At 70.0% G+C, this 17,362-nt stretch carries 8 protein-coding genes; 6 read left to right on the top strand and 2 right to left on the bottom strand.

The features are described from left to right. Position 1: 1 nt before the first annotated feature. Entirely contained in the window at positions 2-7,339 is a 7,338-nt protein-coding gene (locus tag AB0O28_RS32570) for a LamG-like jellyroll fold domain-containing protein (protein WP_363646404.1), read from the bottom strand. Positions 7,340-7,854: 515 nt separating this feature from the next. Between AB0O28_RS32570 and AB0O28_RS32575 the strand changes: the two genes are divergently transcribed. Together AB0O28_RS32575 and AB0O28_RS32580 are read left to right on the top strand one after the other, a co-directional pair. Beyond that, the gene (locus tag AB0O28_RS32575; RefSeq protein WP_363646405.1) at positions 7,855-10,638 is read left to right on the top strand and encodes a BTAD domain-containing putative transcriptional regulator; all 2,784 of its coding nucleotides are present in this window, start codon (positions 7,855-7,857) and stop codon (positions 10,636-10,638) included. Between the two features lie 90 nt (positions 10,639-10,728). Further along, positions 10,729-13,272, top strand: a complete 2,544-nt coding sequence (locus tag AB0O28_RS32580) for a DNA translocase FtsK (protein WP_363646406.1) — start codon at positions 10,729-10,731, stop codon at positions 13,270-13,272. 7 nt (positions 13,273-13,279) lie between these two features. Here AB0O28_RS32580 and AB0O28_RS32585 read toward each other — a convergent pair whose 3' ends face one another. Continuing rightward, positions 13,280-13,447 (bottom strand): hypothetical protein, encoded by a 168-nt coding sequence (locus tag AB0O28_RS32585; protein ID WP_363646407.1) that lies wholly within the window; start codon positions 13,445-13,447, stop codon positions 13,280-13,282. 187 nt (positions 13,448-13,634) lie between these two features. Here AB0O28_RS32585 and AB0O28_RS32590 point away from each other — a divergent pair, with 187 nt between their 5' ends. The 4 genes from AB0O28_RS32590 to AB0O28_RS32605 all read left to right on the top strand — a co-directional run bounded on the left by AB0O28_RS32590 (position 13,635) and on the right by AB0O28_RS32605 (position 17,160). Continuing rightward, the gene (locus AB0O28_RS32590) at positions 13,635-14,369 is read left to right on the top strand and encodes a helix-turn-helix domain-containing protein (protein ID WP_363646408.1); all 735 of its coding nucleotides are present in this window, start codon (positions 13,635-13,637) and stop codon (positions 14,367-14,369) included. A 30-nt stretch (positions 14,370-14,399) separates the two neighbouring features. After that, positions 14,400-15,812 carry a 30S ribosomal protein S12 methylthiotransferase RimO gene (gene rimO, locus AB0O28_RS32595; RefSeq protein WP_363646409.1) on the top strand — a complete coding sequence of 471 codons (1,413 nt, stop codon included), beginning with the start codon at positions 14,400-14,402 and terminating at the stop codon, positions 15,810-15,812. A gap of 323 nt (positions 15,813-16,135) precedes the next feature. Beyond that, entirely contained in the window at positions 16,136-16,669 is a 534-nt protein-coding gene (pgsA, locus tag AB0O28_RS32600) for a CDP-diacylglycerol--glycerol-3-phosphate 3-phosphatidyltransferase (protein WP_363646421.1), read from the top strand. Then, positions 16,666-17,160: a nicotinamide-nucleotide amidohydrolase family protein gene (locus AB0O28_RS32605; RefSeq protein WP_363646410.1), complete on the top strand. Its 495-nt coding sequence runs from the start codon at positions 16,666-16,668 to the stop codon at positions 17,158-17,160. Before pgsA ends, AB0O28_RS32605 begins: the two co-directional genes overlap by 4 nt. Positions 17,161-17,362: the final 202 nt, after the last annotated feature.

A 17,362-nucleotide genomic window follows, 5' to 3' on the forward strand; every position in this document is an offset into this window, starting at 1 on the left:
ATCAGCAGTCGTAGGTCTGGCCTTTGAGTTCGGCTTCCTGCTCGTAGACATTGGTACACGCGCTGACGCCCGCCGAGAGGTAGTAGACGAGGAATGTGGGCCAGAAACCGGTCTGGCCGACGTACCAGTTCCACTGGATCCGGTGCTGGTTCTCGTGCGCCATGAACTCGGGAGTCTGTTTTGACAGGGGGTCATGGGTCAGCGTCACCGCGGCGATGGTCGTGCCTGACCGGCCGAAATGCCACCCTGATTCGAGGCCGCTGCACACCGTGAGCCCGGTCTTCTTGTCCTGGTCACACGAGCCGCCGGCCTTCGCCGACTCCTTCTTCGCCCACGCGAGAAGCCGCTTGTTGAACTCCGCGTTCGAGATCGTCGGATCGGTGCTGCCGAGGAACTCGTACAGTGCCACCGGCAGTTTCGCGAGGAAGGCGACCGCGCGGACCTCAGGCCGCAGCTTACAGCCGGCCTGCAGGGGATTACAGAGCGCGGAGCGCCATACCTCCCATTGCTTCTGGACCAGATTCTTGCATCGGGCCTCGGCCAGGTGATCATGACACTTTTCGAGAGCCCCGATGAATTTACCCTGCTGCTTGAGCACGGCGATGATCTTCTTGCTCGACGCGCCCTTCCCGCCGCTCGGCAGCCCGGCCAGAAGCATGTCCATCCCGTGGATGTCGCTCGTCTCGGCTATCGCCATGGCCGCGAGCTGCCGGTGCTCGTCACTGCTGAGGTCCGGCCGGTAGTACTTCATGTAGTAGTCCTGCGCCTGGCTGCTCATGTCCCAGAACGGCACGACCTTCTCCACGGGCCTGCCGTTGGGCATGACCGTGTAGCCGAGCCTCTTGATCTCGTCGTCCCCGAGGAGCTGCCACTTGTTGGCCTCCCACATGAAGTTCGCGTACCACTCCGGATCGGAGTCGGCGATGGTCGGCGTGCAGTAGGCGGTGCTCGTGTTGATGTCGGTCCGGCAGTCTCCCCCGTTGTTGGTGGGGACGTAGTTGCCGCTGCTGTCCGGGATGTAGACCGTCATGTGGCCTGTGGGGTCGGCGCCCGTCAGGGGGGTGGCGTTGGCATAGGTGTAGCGGTTGGCCTGGACCGACGGGCTCGGGGGGAGGGTCGTGTTGTCGCGGCTGGTGAAGGTGCCGGTGCCTGGCTGGTACCAGCGGGCGTGCATGTTGACGAGGCCGGTGTCCGGGTCCGTGTATTCACCCTGGTAGCCGAGCTGGGCCCTGGTTCCGGTCTGGGCGGTGACCGCGCCGAAGGGGCCGTAGGCGGTGGAGGTCTGCAGGGTGCCGGTGTAGGTGGCCACCAGGTCGCCGTGCAGGTCGGTCAGCACCGCCGCCGCCGCGCCGGCGCCCTCCTTCAGGCCGAGCAGGCCGCCTGCGGGGTCACGCGCGTAGACGGCCTGGACGGCGCCGCCGCCGTCGCGCAGGGCCGCCGGATCGTTGCCCAGGCCGGCATAGGCGAGGGTCTGCTTTGCGGTGCCCCGGATGCGGGAGGTGACCCGGTCCAGGGCGTCGTAGCCGTAGAGGCTGTCGCCGTCGGTGATGAGGCGGTTGAAGGCGTCGAAGGTCAGGGTGGTGGTGGCGCCGTTCTTGGTCCGGCCGGCCAGGGTGCCGCGCGGGGTGTAGCTGTAGTCGGTGCCGTCGCCGGAGGTCAGGCGGTTGCGTTCGTCGTAGGTGAAGGTGGCGGCGCCGGCCCTGGTGCGGTTGCCCGCGGCGTCCCACTCGTACGCGGTGGTGGCGCCGCCGGGGGCGGTCCAGGACGTGAGGCGGCCGGCGTAGTCGTAGGTGTAGGTGTTGGTGCCCGCACCGGCGGTGCCCGCGGTGGTCTTGGTGGTGAGGTTGTCGTCCTTGTCCCAGCCGTATGTGAGCTTGGCGAGCTGGGTGCCCGAGCCGTTCTTCAGCGTCTGGCCCGTCGGCCGGTTCATGGCGTCGTAGTCGAAGCTCTGGGTGCCGGCCTGGCCGCCGGTGGCGGTGATGGTCTTCAACCGGCTGCCCGGGTCGTAGTCGTAGGTGAGGGCGCGGCCGGTGACCGGATCAGTGGCGGTCCGCAGGCGGTTGGCGTTGTCCCAGGTGAAGGCGGCGGTGCCGGCGGCGTCGACGCGTTGGGTGGGGTTGCCGAGCGCGTCGTAGGCGTAGGCGGTCTCCTGCGCGGCGCCGCGGGAGATCTTCAGCGGCAGACCGCGGTCGTTGTAGTCCACGGTCAGATCGCCTGCGGTGCTGCGACGGCCGGCCAGGTCGTAGCCGAAGGTGCGCTCCGCCGCGATGGCGCCGCCGCCTGAGCCGGTCTCCTTGGTGAGGCGGTTCAGGTGGTCGAAGATGCGGTCGATGCGCACCTCGCCGGGCTGGACGGTGGCCACCTGGTTGCCCGCCGCGTCGTAGATGTGGGTCCAGGTGCGGTCGGCCGCGTTCGGGTGGGCGGCCGTGGCCGGCTCGGTCACCGTCTCGACCAGGCCCAGGCTGTTGTAGCCGGTCCAGGTCGCGTTGCCGCGGCCGTCGGTGAGCCGGGTGCGGGCGCCGTTGGCGTCGTAGCCGAAGCTCGTGGTGATCGACTCACTCGCCGAGACCGGCTCGACGAGGGAGGTGAGGCGGTTGAGGGCGTCGAAGGTCCGCGTGGTGACACGGCCTTCGGGGGAGGTGGAGCTGGTCGGGTTGCCCGCGAGGTCGTAGCCGTAGCCGAAGGTGCGCAGCACCGTGCCGGAGGCGTTCAGGTTCTTGAGCGCGGTCTTGCGACCGGCCAGGTCGTAGTCGGAGACGCTGGCGTTGAGGTTCGGATCGGTCGTCTTGACCAGGCGACCGGCCAGGTCGTAGTCCATGGTGGTCTTGCCGGCGGCCGGGTCGGTGGTGGAGACGATTTCGCCGGCGGCGTTGACCGTGTGGCTCGTGACCTTGTTGCCCGGAGCGGTCTGCTTGATCAGCCGACCGGCGTCGTCGTACTGCATGGTGGTGGTGGAGGCGGAGTTGGCCGGCTTGCGCTCGATCTGAGTGGCGGTGATCTGGCGCCCCAGGTCGTCGTACGTGGCCTGAGTGCGGGCGCCGGTCGGGTCCACTTCGGCCAGTTTCTCGCCGACCAGGTCGTACTCGGTCACCCAGGTGCCCGGGTTCTGGCCGTCCGGGGCGGGGTCGGTGACGCGGACCTGCCGGCCGAGCTGGTCGTAGTCGTAGCGGGTGACGTTGCCGCGCGGGTCGGTGGTGCTGGTGCGCCGCCCGGCCGCGTCGTAGCCGTGGCGGACGACCGCGGTGATCGCGCCGCCTCCGGGCGGGGAGTACCGCGGCGCGGTGGTGCCGGTCAGCCTGCCCGCCTTGTCGAAGGTCGAGACGACGGTACGGCCTTCGGCGTCGGTCTGGTGGGTCTGGTTGCCCACCGTGTCGTAGCCGTTCCTGATCGTGGGACTGCCCTCGCTCGTGTCGCCCGCCCTGTCGATCTCGACCTGGGGGGCGATCTTCTCGACCAGACGGTCGAGCGCGTCGTAGCGCATGGTGGTGGTGTAGCGGGCGGCGTCGGCCCCGTCGGCGTTGCCGCGTGCGTCGGTGGTGGCGACGGCGAGACCGCGGTCGTCGTAGCCGATCGTGAAGATCAGGTCCTGGGCGCCGTTCTCGACGGTCTGCCTGGTCGGCCGGTTGAGCTTGTCGTACGCGTAGCCGGTGGTCTCGGTGCGGCCGGTGCCGGCGGCCGTCAGCGTGGTCCTGGTGACGTTGTCGTTGGCGTCGTAGGCGATCGCCGTACGGCGTGCCAGCTTGGCCGGGTCCAGAACCTGGGCGGTGAGCCGGCCGGCCGCGTCGTAGTCGTAGGTGGCGGTGGTCAGGCCGCCGCCGGTCGTCTGCTTGATCAGGTTGCCGGCCGGGTCGTACTCCTCGGCGGTGAGGACGACGTCGCGCGGGGTCGTGGAGCCGTTCACCTTGGCGTCGTCGGCGATCTGCCGCTTGAGCCGGTTGTCCATCCAGTACTCGTCGGTGGTCTTGCGGCCCATCGCGTCCACGGTGCTCGTCAGCCGCCCGCCCGGGTCGTAGCCGCGCGTCTCCAGCACCACGTCCGCGGCCGGCTGGGGGTTGACCGGACTGCCCGTCCAGCCCTTCAACGTCCGCCTGTACGGTTCGCCGCGCTTGGTGTAGCTCTGCTCGACGACCGTGCCGCGCGCGTCCGTGGTCCGGATCATCCAGCCCCGGCTGTTCCATTCCTGCCGGGTGACACCGCCCTCGGGGTCGGTGACGGAGTTCTGCCGGCCGTGCTCGTCGTAGGTGTAGGTGGTGGTGCGCTCCGGTTCGCCGCCGGTGAGATCGGCGATGGTCTGGGTGAGCCGGTTGCCGTCGGGATCGTAGGTGACGCGTGTCTGCGCGGTGTGCGTGACGTTGGTGATCTCGTTCCGTGCACCCGGTGCGGTGCTGGTCAGCAGGCGGCCGCGCCCGTCGTAGGTGTAGGTGGTCCTGGCGCCGCCGGGGAACGCGTCGGAGACGCGGGTGCTGGCGACCAGACGGCCGAGCGGGTCGTAGTCCAGCTTGGTGACCAGGCCCTCAGGGTCGGTCTGCTCGGCCAGATCGCCTGAACTGGTGTAGCGGTAGCCGTATTCGCTGCCGCGGGCGTCGGTCTTGGTCTTCACCAGGCCCGCCGGGGTGGTGCCGCCGCCGGCCGCCGGTTCGGTGCCGTCGGTGTAGACCGTGCTCACCGCGCGCCCCCGCGGGAAGTCCGTGGTGGCCGGGGTGGTCTGCCTGGTCACCTCGCCGTAGCTGTTGTAGGTGACGGTGACGGCATAGGTGTCGTCCGTGTCGCTCGCCGAACGGCCGTCACGGTAGGCCGTCACCTTGTCGTTGCGCGGGTCGAACGGATCATCGGGGTTGAGGTGGTACGACCAGAACTCGATCGCGCACTCACCCGGCGCCCGGCAGTACTGGCGGCCCAGAGTGTTGCCGCGCTTGTCCTGGTAGATCTCGTTCGCGATGTCGTTGCGATCGATCACCTTGGTCAAGAAGCCCGCCTGGTCGTACTCGTACCAGGTGGTCTGCTGGAGCGCGTCGGGTTCACCCCGGATCCGGTAGCCGCGCCAGGCGTCGTAGAGGTAGTCGAGGGTGGTGCCGTCCGGGTCGGTCACGGTCACCTGAGCCTCGCCGGACTGCTGCTCGGTGGCGATGTCGCCGATCTTCCAGGTGCCGCCGTCGGCGTCGGTGTGGGTGGCGATCCGGTCGGTCCTGCCGTCGTAGGTGTTGACCGCCCAGACCCGTCCGGACGGCAGCGTGGTCTTGGTGAGCTTGTACGGAGCACCGACGCGGGCGGCGTAGTGTGCGGTCACCTCGGCCGCGGTGAGCGGCCTGCCGTACAGCGCGACCTCGTCCAACTGGCCCTGGAACGGGAAGGCCTGCACCGAGGCGGGGACGGACGGGGATCTGGCCGGGTCGGTGACGCCGTTGCCGAGGGTGGCGTACGTGCGCCAGCCGGTCACCGTGCCGGTCATAGTGCCGGCCTGCCGGCCGTCGAGATACAGCGTCTGATCCTGCCCGGCCACGGTCAGCGCCACGTGGTGCCACTGCCCGTCGTTCACCGCGTTCGCCGAGGTGATCGGGGTCGTGACCGCGTCGAAGGCGCCGCGCAGCCTGCCGTCGGTGCCCACGTACAGCATGGCCCCCTGGGCCAGGCCGCCGCTGTTCTGGGTGGCGCCGGCCGCCATGATCACACCGGACTGGGTGGTCTTGAACCAGGCTTCCACCGACACCTGGTCACCCAAGTGCGGGACGGCGTCCGAGGGCAGCTTCACCACCGAGCCGGCTTTGAACGTGGCCGCGGTGTCGCCGGTGCCGGCGAGCGCGCCCGCCTGTCCGAGAGTGATGCCCTGATAGCTCAGGGTCCCCGCGCCGGTGCCCAGGTCCTCGCCACCGGAGGCGCCGGCGGCCTCGCCGAGCCGCCAGTAGCCGAACGGATCGGAGTCGAGCACACTGCTGCGGTACAGCGATCCGTTGCCGTACTCGTACGCGGTGCAGTTCGGTGCCGCGACCGGAGCGCACACCTGTGTCAACCGATCCCCGTCATAGCCATAGGTCCAGGTCAGCGGCTTGCCGTCGACCGGGCCGCCGGTGACCGACCCGATGTGGTCTCCAGTCCAGGTGAAGGTCATCGACCGGCCGCCGAGGCCTGTGATCTTCGCGAGCCTGCCGTCGTCGCCGTAGGTCAGCTCCTGGCCGCGTCCCCTCTGATCGACGACCTTGGACAGCCGGTTCTGCCGGTCGAAGTAGTACGACACCGCTTCTTTGTCCATCAGGCGCCAGCCGACGTGGCGCACACCGCCCGGGCAGCCCAGTTCCGGACTGCACGGGATGGGCTCGAACAGGTGCTGCAACGTGGCGTACATGCCCGGCGGGGCCTGGAAGCCGAACGGGTCGTCGGCGGAGCCGGCGGCGAAGCGCACCTGCCGGCCGTCCGGGTACGTCACCTTCACCGACTTGGGCAGCGGCGGATAGCCCACGATCTGCTGCTGGGGGTTCTCCTCGGTGATGTGCATGTCCCAGCGCGTCGACCAGCCCGCGCCGAACATCCCGTCGCCGCGGGGGTCCATGCTGTTGTAGGTGCGCACCACCGACAACGGCGGCCCCGCCGTCTTCACCTCGAGGTCGACGAAGGTGCTGGTGTAGTTGCCGTTCTGCTGGTTGAACTCCTGCCCCGCGATCCCGGGGTTGGACAGGTGCGAGGTGACCGCGGGCTGTCGCACGCCGGTGGTGAAGGTCGTCACGGGGGAGGTGGTGGTCGAGGAACCGGAGGAGTCGCGGACGGTGACCGTCCACCAGTACTGCTTGCCCCAGGTCAGCTTCCCGGCCGGGACCGTCCACGTGTTCTTGTTGCCTGTCACATAGCCCGACGTCGTACAACCGGAGCCGGACATCGACTCGACGTCGCAGATCTTGAACGAGTACGACAGGGCGGAGTTGCCGCTTCTACCCCACGCGCGCAGCGACGGCGTCAGCGAATCGACCAGATACCCCTGCTTGGGATAGACATCCACAAGGCTCGGCCCGGCCGACAGGGCGGCGGTATCGGCTCCCGCGGCCGGCAAGACCTTCGCGAGCAACGGCTTAGTCGCATCCGACCGGGCCTCCGACCGCGCGGTCCGGTCCTCCTGCGGCACCGTGCCGCGGGGGCGCCGCGCCTTGGAACGCCACCTGTCGGAGGCATCGGCCACCGCGGAGATCCGCGTGGCGGGCAGCAGCGACGGCAGTCCGGCGGCAGAACCGGCCATCTGCCGGGGAGTCGCCGGCAAGGCCCAGGCCTCCCGCTCCGCCGCCGTGACGGCGGCCGCGGGCCTCCCCTGCAGGATCAGCAGGCCGGGCGCCATTCCGACGACCGCGAAAAGCATTCCAGCCGTACGACGCCATGATGGATTTCGGCGCATGCGCCATCACACTCCGAACTGTTTTATGGCAAGTGAGATGAGGAACTACTCCGGCGAGTGCGTCGCGTGATGTAACACCTGCCGATTCACTCCTGGCCGGCGGATACGTCGCCGTCCTCGGCAGTGGATAAGGCCGTGAGTCACGGCTCGGTGATTCAGGATGCCGGGCGTTCACTGTAAGTATGATCAAGTCGCTGATGGCGGCAAGCGCCGTTCTTGCGGGCCACCTTGAATCAGCAGATCAAATCCATGGAATGGAAACGACATGGCCGCGCGCGCGAGGAGCCGGACCTGCCTGAGGTCACGGAAGGTGTGCGACCGGATCCCGTCGCACACCGCGTGGCTGCGCTTGCGGTCTCCCGTGCTCGCGGCGCGGGCCCAACCGCGGCCCTATGCCCTGGTTTCTTGCACGAACCCTTGAATCCGCACGTCAGGTCGGTTAGATATGAAGATCCTCTGACGGGGGGCAGATCGTGTCGATGGAGTTTCGGCTTCTCGGGGACTTTGAAGTTCTTTTCGGCGGACGGCATGTCGATATCGGGCACGCGCGTCAGCGCTGTGTGCTCGCGACGCTTCTGGCCGAGGCCGGGAGATGCGTACCCGTGGACGAGTTGCTGGACCGTGTGTGGGCAGGAAGACCGCCCGTACGCGGTCGTGAGACGCTGTACAGCTACGTGTCCCGGCTGCGAAAGCTCCTCCCTCAAGCCGCCGGAGCCCGGATCGCGCGTCACGCCGGGGGATACGCCATCGAGATCGATCCGCTGACGGTCGATGCCCACCGCTTCCGGCTATGGGTGAACGAAGCTCGGGAAAAAGATGACGTCGCTGCTCAGAGGCTGCTGGAAAAAGCGCTCGGCTTGTGGCGGGGCGACGCCTTCGCCGGTTTCGACACGCCATGGCTGAACGCGCAGCGGGAACGACTGGAGCATCAGCGGCAGACCGCGGAAGCGGATCTCTTCGAGCTCCGGCTGCGCGCGGGCCGGCATGCCGAGCTGGTGGAGACCCTGACGGTGCGTACGGCGCGCCATCCCCTCGACGAACGCCTGGCCGGCCAGTTGATGCTCGCGCTCTACCGGAGCGGACGGCAGGCGGACGCCCTCCAGCGATACCGGCGAATCCGGCGGCAGCTGGTCGAGGAGCTCGGCACCGACCCGGGTGCGTCGTTGCAGGCGCTGCACCGGCAGATTCTCGCCGGCGCGGCCGAGGTGGCCGCACCGCCTCCCGTTCCCCGGCCGGACGCCGGCCCTGAGCTTCCGGTCCCACGCCAGCTGCCGCCGCGCCCCCCACGTTTCACGGGCCGCGCGGCGGAGCTCGCGCGGCTCACTGCGGCGGTGGACGAATCCGCCGGACCGGGGGCCGGCATGACGGTGCTCACGATCGGAGGAGTCGGCGGCGTCGGCAAGACGTGGCTCGCCCTGCAGTGGGCGTGCGAGAACGTCGACCGCTACCCCGACGGGCAGTTGTTCGTGAACATGCGGGGTTACGAACCCGTCGAGCCGCCGCTCTCGCCGCTCGTCGCGGTGACGGGCTTCCTGGAGGCGCTCGGCGTGCCGCTTGAGCACATGCCCGTGGACCCCGGAGCGCGGTTCGGGTTGTACCGGAGCATCACGGCCGGCCGGCGGATGCTCATCGTCCTGGACAACGTGCGCGACGGCTCTCAGGCCGCTCCCTTGCTCCCGGGAGGCCCTGCCTGCACCGTGATCCTGACCAGCCGCCGGCAACTGGTGGGCATGGCGGCCGCCCACGGTGCCGTACCCGTCAACCTCGACGTTCTGGATCAGGCCGAAGCGCGCCGGTTGCTGGACCGCCATCTGGGCCCCGGCCGGCTCGACGCCGAGCCTCGGGCGGTCGCCGACATACTGACCTACTGCGGGGGCCTGCCCCTGGCCCTGGCCGTTTCCGCCGCCCGCGCCGCCCTCAGTCCCCACTTGCCGCTCGGCGCGCTGGCCGCCGAACTCGAGGACGCGGCCATCCGGCTGGAGATGCTGGACACCGCGGATCCGGCCGCGAGCGTGCGCAGGGCGTTCGCCACCTCGTTCCAGGCCCTCACCGCCGGCGCCGCCGAGCTGCTCGCGTGGATGGCCCTGGCGCCCGGACCCGACATCGGTGTCGAGGCGGCTGCGGCCCTGGCCGCTCTGCCCGTGTCCCAGGCCCGTGGACTCCTCAGCACCCTGGAGGAGTCGTTCCTGGTCCACCGGCACGCCGCGGGCCGATGGCGGATGCACGACCTGGTCCGTCTCCACGCCGCCGAACGGGCGCGAACGGACTTCCCCGCATCCCAACATGAGGCCGCCCTCCGGCGACTGGTGGTCTTCTACCTGCGCCGCGCCTACAACGGCGAACGATGTCTCGCGCCGCACCGCGCGCCGATCGAGCCCGCGTCCGCGGCCCCGGACGGTGAACCGGCCCCCCGGCTCGATCACGACCGGGCGTGGCGGTGGTTCATCGAGGAGCACGCGTGCCTGCTGGCCGCCCAGTATCTCGCGGCCCACCGGGGCTGGCACGACGTGGTGTGGCGAATGGCATGGAGCCTGGACACCTTCCACTACCGGCGCGGCGGTCTGCACGAGCAGTTCGCCGTCTGGACGGCGGGCCTGGAGGCGGCTCGCCGACTCGGTGACATCACGGCCCAGATGACGGCCCATCGCGTTCTCGGGCACGCCTGCAGCCGCATGAATCGTCCGGACGAAGCCCTGGAGCACTTCAACCAGGCGCTCACCCTTGCCGGGGACGCCGGCGACCTGAACGCCCAGGCCTACATCCACCAGGGCCTCGCGGTGCTCTGGGCCGGGCAGGAGCGGCACCGCAAGGCCCTGGAGCACGCCACGCACGCGTTACGTCACTACGAGATGCTCGACGACCCGCTGACGACAGCCGACGCGCTCAACGACGTGGGATGGTACGCGGCCCACGACGGACGGTTCGACGAGGCGCGCGTCCACTGCGAGGCCGCCCTGAGGATCTTCCGCCTTCACGAGCACCATGACGGGATGGCCAACACGCTCGACAGCCTGGGGTTCATCGCCCATCGGACCGGCGAGCACGGTGAAGCGCTGGAGTGCTACACCCAGGCTCTCGCGATCATCCGCAGGAACCGCAACGTTCTCGACGAGGCCGGCATCCTGGAGCACCTGGGCGATGTCCACGCAGCCCTCGGAGAGCGGCGGAAAGCCGTCACCGCGTGGAACGCGGCCTATCAGGGTTACCGGACCCAGAGGCGGTACCAGGACGCCGAGCGCCTTCGGCAGCGGTTGTCCCGGTGATGCTCCCGCGCGTGACTCGGTTCACCGCCCTCCCTGCCCGTTCGGCGCGCCGCCCCGGTAATCGCGTGCATCCGGGGTAACTTCGGCATCATGGCCACCCGTACGTCCGGACAGGGGTCCGGCAAGCGCCCCGCGTCGCGCTCCGGATCCCGTACGGCTTCCTCGAAGCGTTCCCCTGCGGGTTCCCGGGGCAGGGCGGCGCCCAGGCCCGCGCCCAAGCGGCCGGTCGCGACCGGCCAGGACCCGATCAGCTGGACCTTCATGGTGATCGGCAAGCTCGTCGTCGGCATGTGGATGCTGGTGGCGAACAGCGTGGGCATGGCGGCGCGGGCCCTCGGGCAGGGAGCCCGCGACCTCGACCCCGTGCACCGCCGCGACGGACAGGGGCTGTCGGTCCTCGCGGGCGCGATCGTGATCGCCGCGCTGACCTGGCGCGACACCAAGACGGGCTTCGCCGCGTTCGTCGACGCCGTGGTGCGCGGGACGGTGGGATCGCTCGCCTGGGCGGTGCCGGTGCTGCTCGCACTGCTCGCCTGGCGGCTGCTGCGCCACCCCGACCAGAACACCGAGACCGGCAGGATGGGCATCGGCTGGACCGCGCTGCTGGCCGGGATCCTCGGGATCGTGCACGTCGCGCACGGCACGCCGTACCCCTCGGGCGGGCCGAGCGACGGCATGGACAACGTGTCGGCGGCGGGTGGCATGATCGGTTTCATCGTCTCGGCTCCGCCGTCGAGCATCCTGCCGGCGTTCATCACGATCCCGCTGCTGCTGATCCTTTCCGGCTTCGGCCTGCTGGTGATCACCGCGACCCCGGTCCACCGCATTCCCGAGCGCCTCGCCGAGATCCAGCACATGCTCTTCCAGCGGCCGGAGGAGGCCGGGGAGCCCCGCAAGGCCTCGGCGCCGGCCAAGAAGAAGCGCACGGGCAAGCAGCAGGGTGGCGGGCGCGACGCCGCCGAGGGTGGCGACAACGTCAAGCCGTACGACACGCCCGTGCTGTCGGAGAAGGACCACTCGCCGGAGATCGTCCCCGGCCTGACGGAGGAGGTCGCGGAGCCGTCCGAGCCGACCGAGCCGGAGATCCCCAGGCCGGTCCCGCAGCCTCCGCTGCCGACCCCCGCGCCGCGCAAGGTGAAGCAGCTCGTCCTGTCCAGCCAGGAGGGGCCGTACACGCTGCCGGACCTCACGCTGCTGCGGCCGGGCAGCGCGCCCAAGCAGGAGACCAAGGCCAACCGGACGGTCGTGAACGCGCTGACCAGCGTGCTGGAGCAGTTCTCCATCGACGCGCAGGTCATCGGGTTCACCCGGGGTCCGACGGTGACCAGGTACGAGATCGAGCTGGGCCCGGCCGTCAAGGTCGAGAAGGTCACCGCGCTCACCAAGAACATCGCGTACGCCGTGAAGTCGGCCGACGTGCGGATCCTGTCTCCCATCCCCGGCAAGTCGGCGATCGGCGTGGAGATCCCGAACGTCGACAAGGACCTCGTGTCGCTCGGCGACGTGCTGCGCTCGCAGGTGGCCCAGGCCGATCACCACCCGATGATCGTCGGGCTCGGCAAGGACGTCGAGGGCCGCACCATCGTGGCCAACCTGGCCAAGATGCCGCACATCCTCATCGCGGGCGCCACCGGCGCGGGCAAGTCGACCTGCATCAACGGGCTGATCTCCTCGATCCTCCTGCGGGCCACGCCCGACGAGGTCCGCATGGTGCTGGTCGACCCCAAGCGGGTCGAGCTCAGCTCGTACGAGGGCATCCCGCACCTCATCACGCCCATCATCACCAACCCGAAGAAGGCCGCGGAGGCCCTCGAATGGGTGGTGGGCGAGATGGACCGGCGATACGACGACCTCGCGGCCAGCGGCTTCCGGCACGTGGACGACTTCAACAAGGCCGTGCGCGCGGGCAAGCTGGTGCCGCCGCCGGGCAGCGAGCGCGTCTACCAGCCGTACCCGTACCTGCTGGTGATCGTGGACGAGCTGGCCGACCTGATGATGGTGGCGCCGCGGGACGTCGAGGACTCGATCGTCCGCATCACCCAGCTCGCCCGGGCCGCCGGCATCCACCTGGTCATCGCCACCCAGCGGCCGTCCGTGGACGTCGTCACCGGCCTGATCAAGGCGAACGTGCCCTCGCGGCTGGCGTTCGCGACCTCCTCGCTCGCCGACTCGCGGGTCATCCTCGACCAGCCGGGGGCCGAGAAGCTGGTCGGGCAGGGCGACGCGCTGTTCCTGCCCATGGGCGCGAGCAAGCCGATGCGGTTGCAGAACGCGTTCATCTCCGAGAAGGAGATCGCGGAGGTCGTCGCCCACTGCAAGACCCAGATGCAGGCCGAGTATCGGGAGGACGTCGCCGCGCCCGCCGCCGCGAAGCGGGAGGTCGACGAGGAGATCGGCGACGACCTCGATCTGCTGATCCAGGCCGCCGAGCTGATCGTGTCGACGCAGTTCGGCTCCACGTCCATGCTCCAGCGCAAGCTGCGGGTCGGCTTCGCCAAGGCCGGGCGTCTGATGGACCTGCTGGAGAGCCGCAACGTGGTCGGCCCGAGCGAGGGCTCCAAGGCCCGGGAGGTGCTGGTCAAGCCCGACGACCTGCCCGGCCTGCTCGCCGAGCTGCGCGGGGAGACCGGCTGAGAGCCGCTTACGGCACAGCCGTGGGGGAGGCGTCGGCCGACGCGGGTGCGGGCCGGTGCGCCACGCCTTCGTACCGCTGCCGCATTATCGGCCCCGCCGCGGGCCCGGCCGCGAAGACGTAGCCGGGCCCGTCGACCCGCTCGCCGGTGTGGGCGTCGACGAGATCGTCGTTCACGAGGCGCATGCCGCGGCTGAGGCGGCGTCCCCCTCGTCTCTTACTGAAACCGCTGCGGAAGTGACAGGGTAGTTGCTCGGAGTCCACTGATGGGTACCCTCCGTAGTCAGTTACTGATTGAATGTGACTAACTACGCATCGTGGGGCGAGCTGGAAGACGGTGCGGTTGAAGACAGGGGGCGGAACGATGAGCGTTGGTGCTGCTTTGGCCGAAGCCCGTGAGCGCGCCGGGCTGACCGTGCGTCAGCTCAGCGAACGCACGCGGATCCGCGAGACCGTCATCGAACGCTTCGAGCGCGACGACTTCTCGGTGGGCGATTTCTACGCGCGCGGGCACATCCGGACCATCGCCTCCGACCTCGGCCTGGACCCGGACGAGATCCTGCGGCAGTACGGGCAGGAGAACGGCGACGGCGCGTCACCGGTCAGGGCGTCGGCCGTGTTCAGGGGCGACGTGGGCGAGCGGGCCCGCAGGGCCCCGGGCTGGACGAAGGCCGTCGCGGTCGCCCTGGCCATCGTCGCGATCGTCGTCGTCGCGCGGATGCTCGGGGGCTCCGGCGAGAAGGCCGGCCCGACGGCCGCCCGGCTTCCGGTGACCGCGCCGCACGCGCACGCGCGCCAGGAGAAGGGCCACGAGAAGACCCTTGAGGAGGCCGTCGCGCCCGACCTCGTGGTCGTGAAGGTCACCGCGCGTAAGCCGGCCTACATCAACGTGAAGGACGCCAAGGGCAAGGAGATCTTCCAGGGGACGCTGCCCGAGGGGAGGACCACGACTTATTCGGCCAAGGGCAAGGTGCGGATGACCATCGGCGACGCGGGCGCGGTCCGGCTGGAGGTCAACGGAAGGGACCTCGGCACACCGGGCCGGGACGGCCAGATGATCCGGCGGACCTTCGAGGCGGGCGGCCCGGGTCCCCGTTAACGGCCGACTGCCGATACCGTAGTTCGCATCATGTCTTCTCGCCGAACCGTATCGCTGATCACGCTGGGCTGTGCCCGCAACGAGGTCGACTCCGAAGAGCTGGCCGCCCGCCTGGAGGCCGCCGGCTGGCACACCGGCGACGACGATCCCGACGTCGTCGTCGTCAACACGTGTGGCTTCATCGATTCGGCGAAGAAGGATTCGATCGACACCCTGCTCGCCGCGGCCGACTCGGGCGCGAAGGTGGTCGCGGCGGGCTGCATGGCCGAGCGATACGGCGCGCAGCTCGCCGACGCCCTGCCCGAGGCGACCGTGATCTCCTTCGACGACTACGCGGAGATCGGGGAGCGTCTCGACGACGTGCTCGCGGGCAGGCCGCTGGTGCCGCACTCGCCGCGGGACCGCCGCACGCTGCTGCCGATCTCGCCGGTGGAGCGCTCGGCCGCCCGGGCGCACATTCCCGGTCACGGCCAGGACGACGCGCTCCCCGAGGGTGTGGCGCCCGCCAGCGGCCCGCGTACGCTGCGCAAGCGGCTCACCGGCGGCCCGGTCGCCTCCCTGAAGCTCGCGTCGGGCTGCGACCGGCGCTGCACGTTCTGCGCGATCCCGGCCTTCCGCGGCTCGTACGTCTCGCGCAGGCCGGAGGACCTGCTCGCCGAGGCCGCCTGGCTGGCCGGCCAGGGCGTCAAGGAGCTCGTGCTGGTCAGCGAGAACTCCACGTCGTACGGCAAGGACCTGGGCGATCTGCGGGCGCTGGAGAAGCTGCTGCCCCCGCTGGCCGCGACCGAGGGCATCGAGCGGGTCCGGGTCAGCTACCTGCAGCCCGCCGAGCTGCGGCCCGGGCTGCTCGACGTGATCGCTTCGACCGAGGGGGTCGCGCCCTACTTCGACCTGTCCTTCCAGCACGCCAGCGGGACCATGCTGCGGCGGATGCGGCGTTTCGGCGACCCCAAGAGGTTCCTCGACCTGCTCGCGCAGATCCGCGACCGCGCGCCCGAGGCGGGCATCAGGTCCAACTTCATCGTGGGGTTCCCGGGGGAGACGCAGGAGGAGTTCGACGAGCTGGTGGGCTTCCTGGAGGAGGCCAGGCTGGATGTCATCGGCGTCTTCGGCTACTCCGACGAGGAGGGCACCGAGGCGTACGGCTTCGAGGGCAAGCTCGACCAGGACGTGGTCGATGAGCGGGTGGCGGCGCTGACCGAGCTCGCCGAGGAGCTGACCGCCCAGCGGGCCGAGGAACGCATCGGCACCGAGCTGGAGGTCCTGATCGAGGAGGACCTCGGCGACGGCGGCTACGAGGGCCGGGCGGCGCACCAGGGACCGGAGGTGGACGGCGCGGTCACGGTTCAGGGCATCGGCCTGGTCCCCGGTCAGATCGTCCAGGCGGTCGCCGTCGACTCCGAGGGGGTCGACCTCATCGCCCGGATCAAGGCAGGCACATGACGGAGCGCGGTGAGCCGCCGGTGGACGTGGCGGGACCGGGAGAGGTGACACCGGACCCCGTGGCGCGGCCGGTCGCCGCCGTGCCCGCCGCGCCGATGACGGCCCCGGGGCCCGCGACGCAGCCGGGACCCGGCGTCCGGGACGAGCCGGACGCGACGCCGGACGGCCTGCGGACCGCTGCGTCCGGGGGCTCGCCGCCGGCCGCGGGGAAGGAGCCGGGGGCGCCCCCCGCCGGGTCGCACACAGACGGTCCCGCGGCGCCCGAGCCGCCGTCCGCGGGAGCGGCCGCGGAGGGCCCGGCGCGCCCGGTCAGCACCTGGAACATCGCGAACGTCCTGACCATCGCCCGGCTGGCGATCGTCCCCGTCTTCACCGTCTTCCTGTTCGTCGACGGGCAGGCCTGGCGCCTGGCGGCCCTCGGGGTCTTCCTCCTCGCGTCCCTCACCGACCAGCTCGACGGCTGGCTCGCCAGGAAGTACGCGTTGATCACCGACTTCGGGAAGATCGCCGACCCGATCGCGGACAAGGCGCTGATCGGGGCCGCGCTGCTCAGTCTGTCCTACCTCGGCGAGATTCCGTGGTGGATCACCCTGGTGATCATCGCCCGCGAGGCGGGAGTGACGCTGCTGCGCTTCCTCGTGATCCGGCACGGGGTTATCCCGGCCAGTTACGGGGGCAAGGTGAAGACCGTGTTGCAGATCGTGGCCATCGCGCTCTACATCGTGCCGGTTGTGCCCGATCTGGTCAGGTGGGGGGCGATGGGCCTCGCCCTGGTGGTCACGGTGGGGACCGGAGCCGACTACGTGGTGCGGGCGGTGCGGCTGCGGCAGGTTGCGAGGAGCGCGCGAGCCGGATGATGGGTGTGGCGAGTCAGGTGCTGTCCCTGCTGATCCGCCAGGGTGCCACGGTCGCCGTGGCGGAGTCGCTCACGGGTGGCCTGATCGGGGCCGCGATGACCGGTCCGATGGGGGCCTCCGCCGCGTTCAGGGGCGGGGTGATGGCCTATGCCACGGACCTGAAGGCGAGCCTCCTCGACGTTCCCTCCGATCTTCTCGACAGGGAGGGGGCGGTGCATCCGGACGTGGCCGCGGCGATGGCCACCGGAGTGCGCAAGCTCACGGACTCCGATTACGGCCTGGCGGTGACAGGGGTCGCCGGCCCCGAACCGCAGGACGGCAAGCCCGTCGGCACGGTGCACATCGCCCTGGCGGGGCCGGGAGAGCGTCTCTGGCACCGCGACCTGTGGTTGACCGGAGACAGGGACACGATCAGAAACACCACCTGTCAGGAGGCGTTGATCCTGCTGGAAGGTGTGCTGGAGGCAAATTTGGGGGAACATACAGGGTGATTACCGCGTTACGTCACCAGCGAACATGCTCGCCTCGGTCTGCCGCGGTGTCGCTGTCTACAGGTACGGTGGAGCTGTGAGTGAGGTCCGTGAGCCATCGGCGAGGAGCAAGACAGGCACACGCCCGGCGAAGGGGCCGAGCGAACCGATGATGACGGCGAGGCGTATGTACGAAGGGCAGATGAAGAACGGGCGACATGAG

This window comes from Microbispora sp. NPDC088329 (assembly GCF_040685655.1).
GTDB lineage: Bacteria > Actinomycetota > Actinomycetes > Streptosporangiales > Streptosporangiaceae > Microbispora.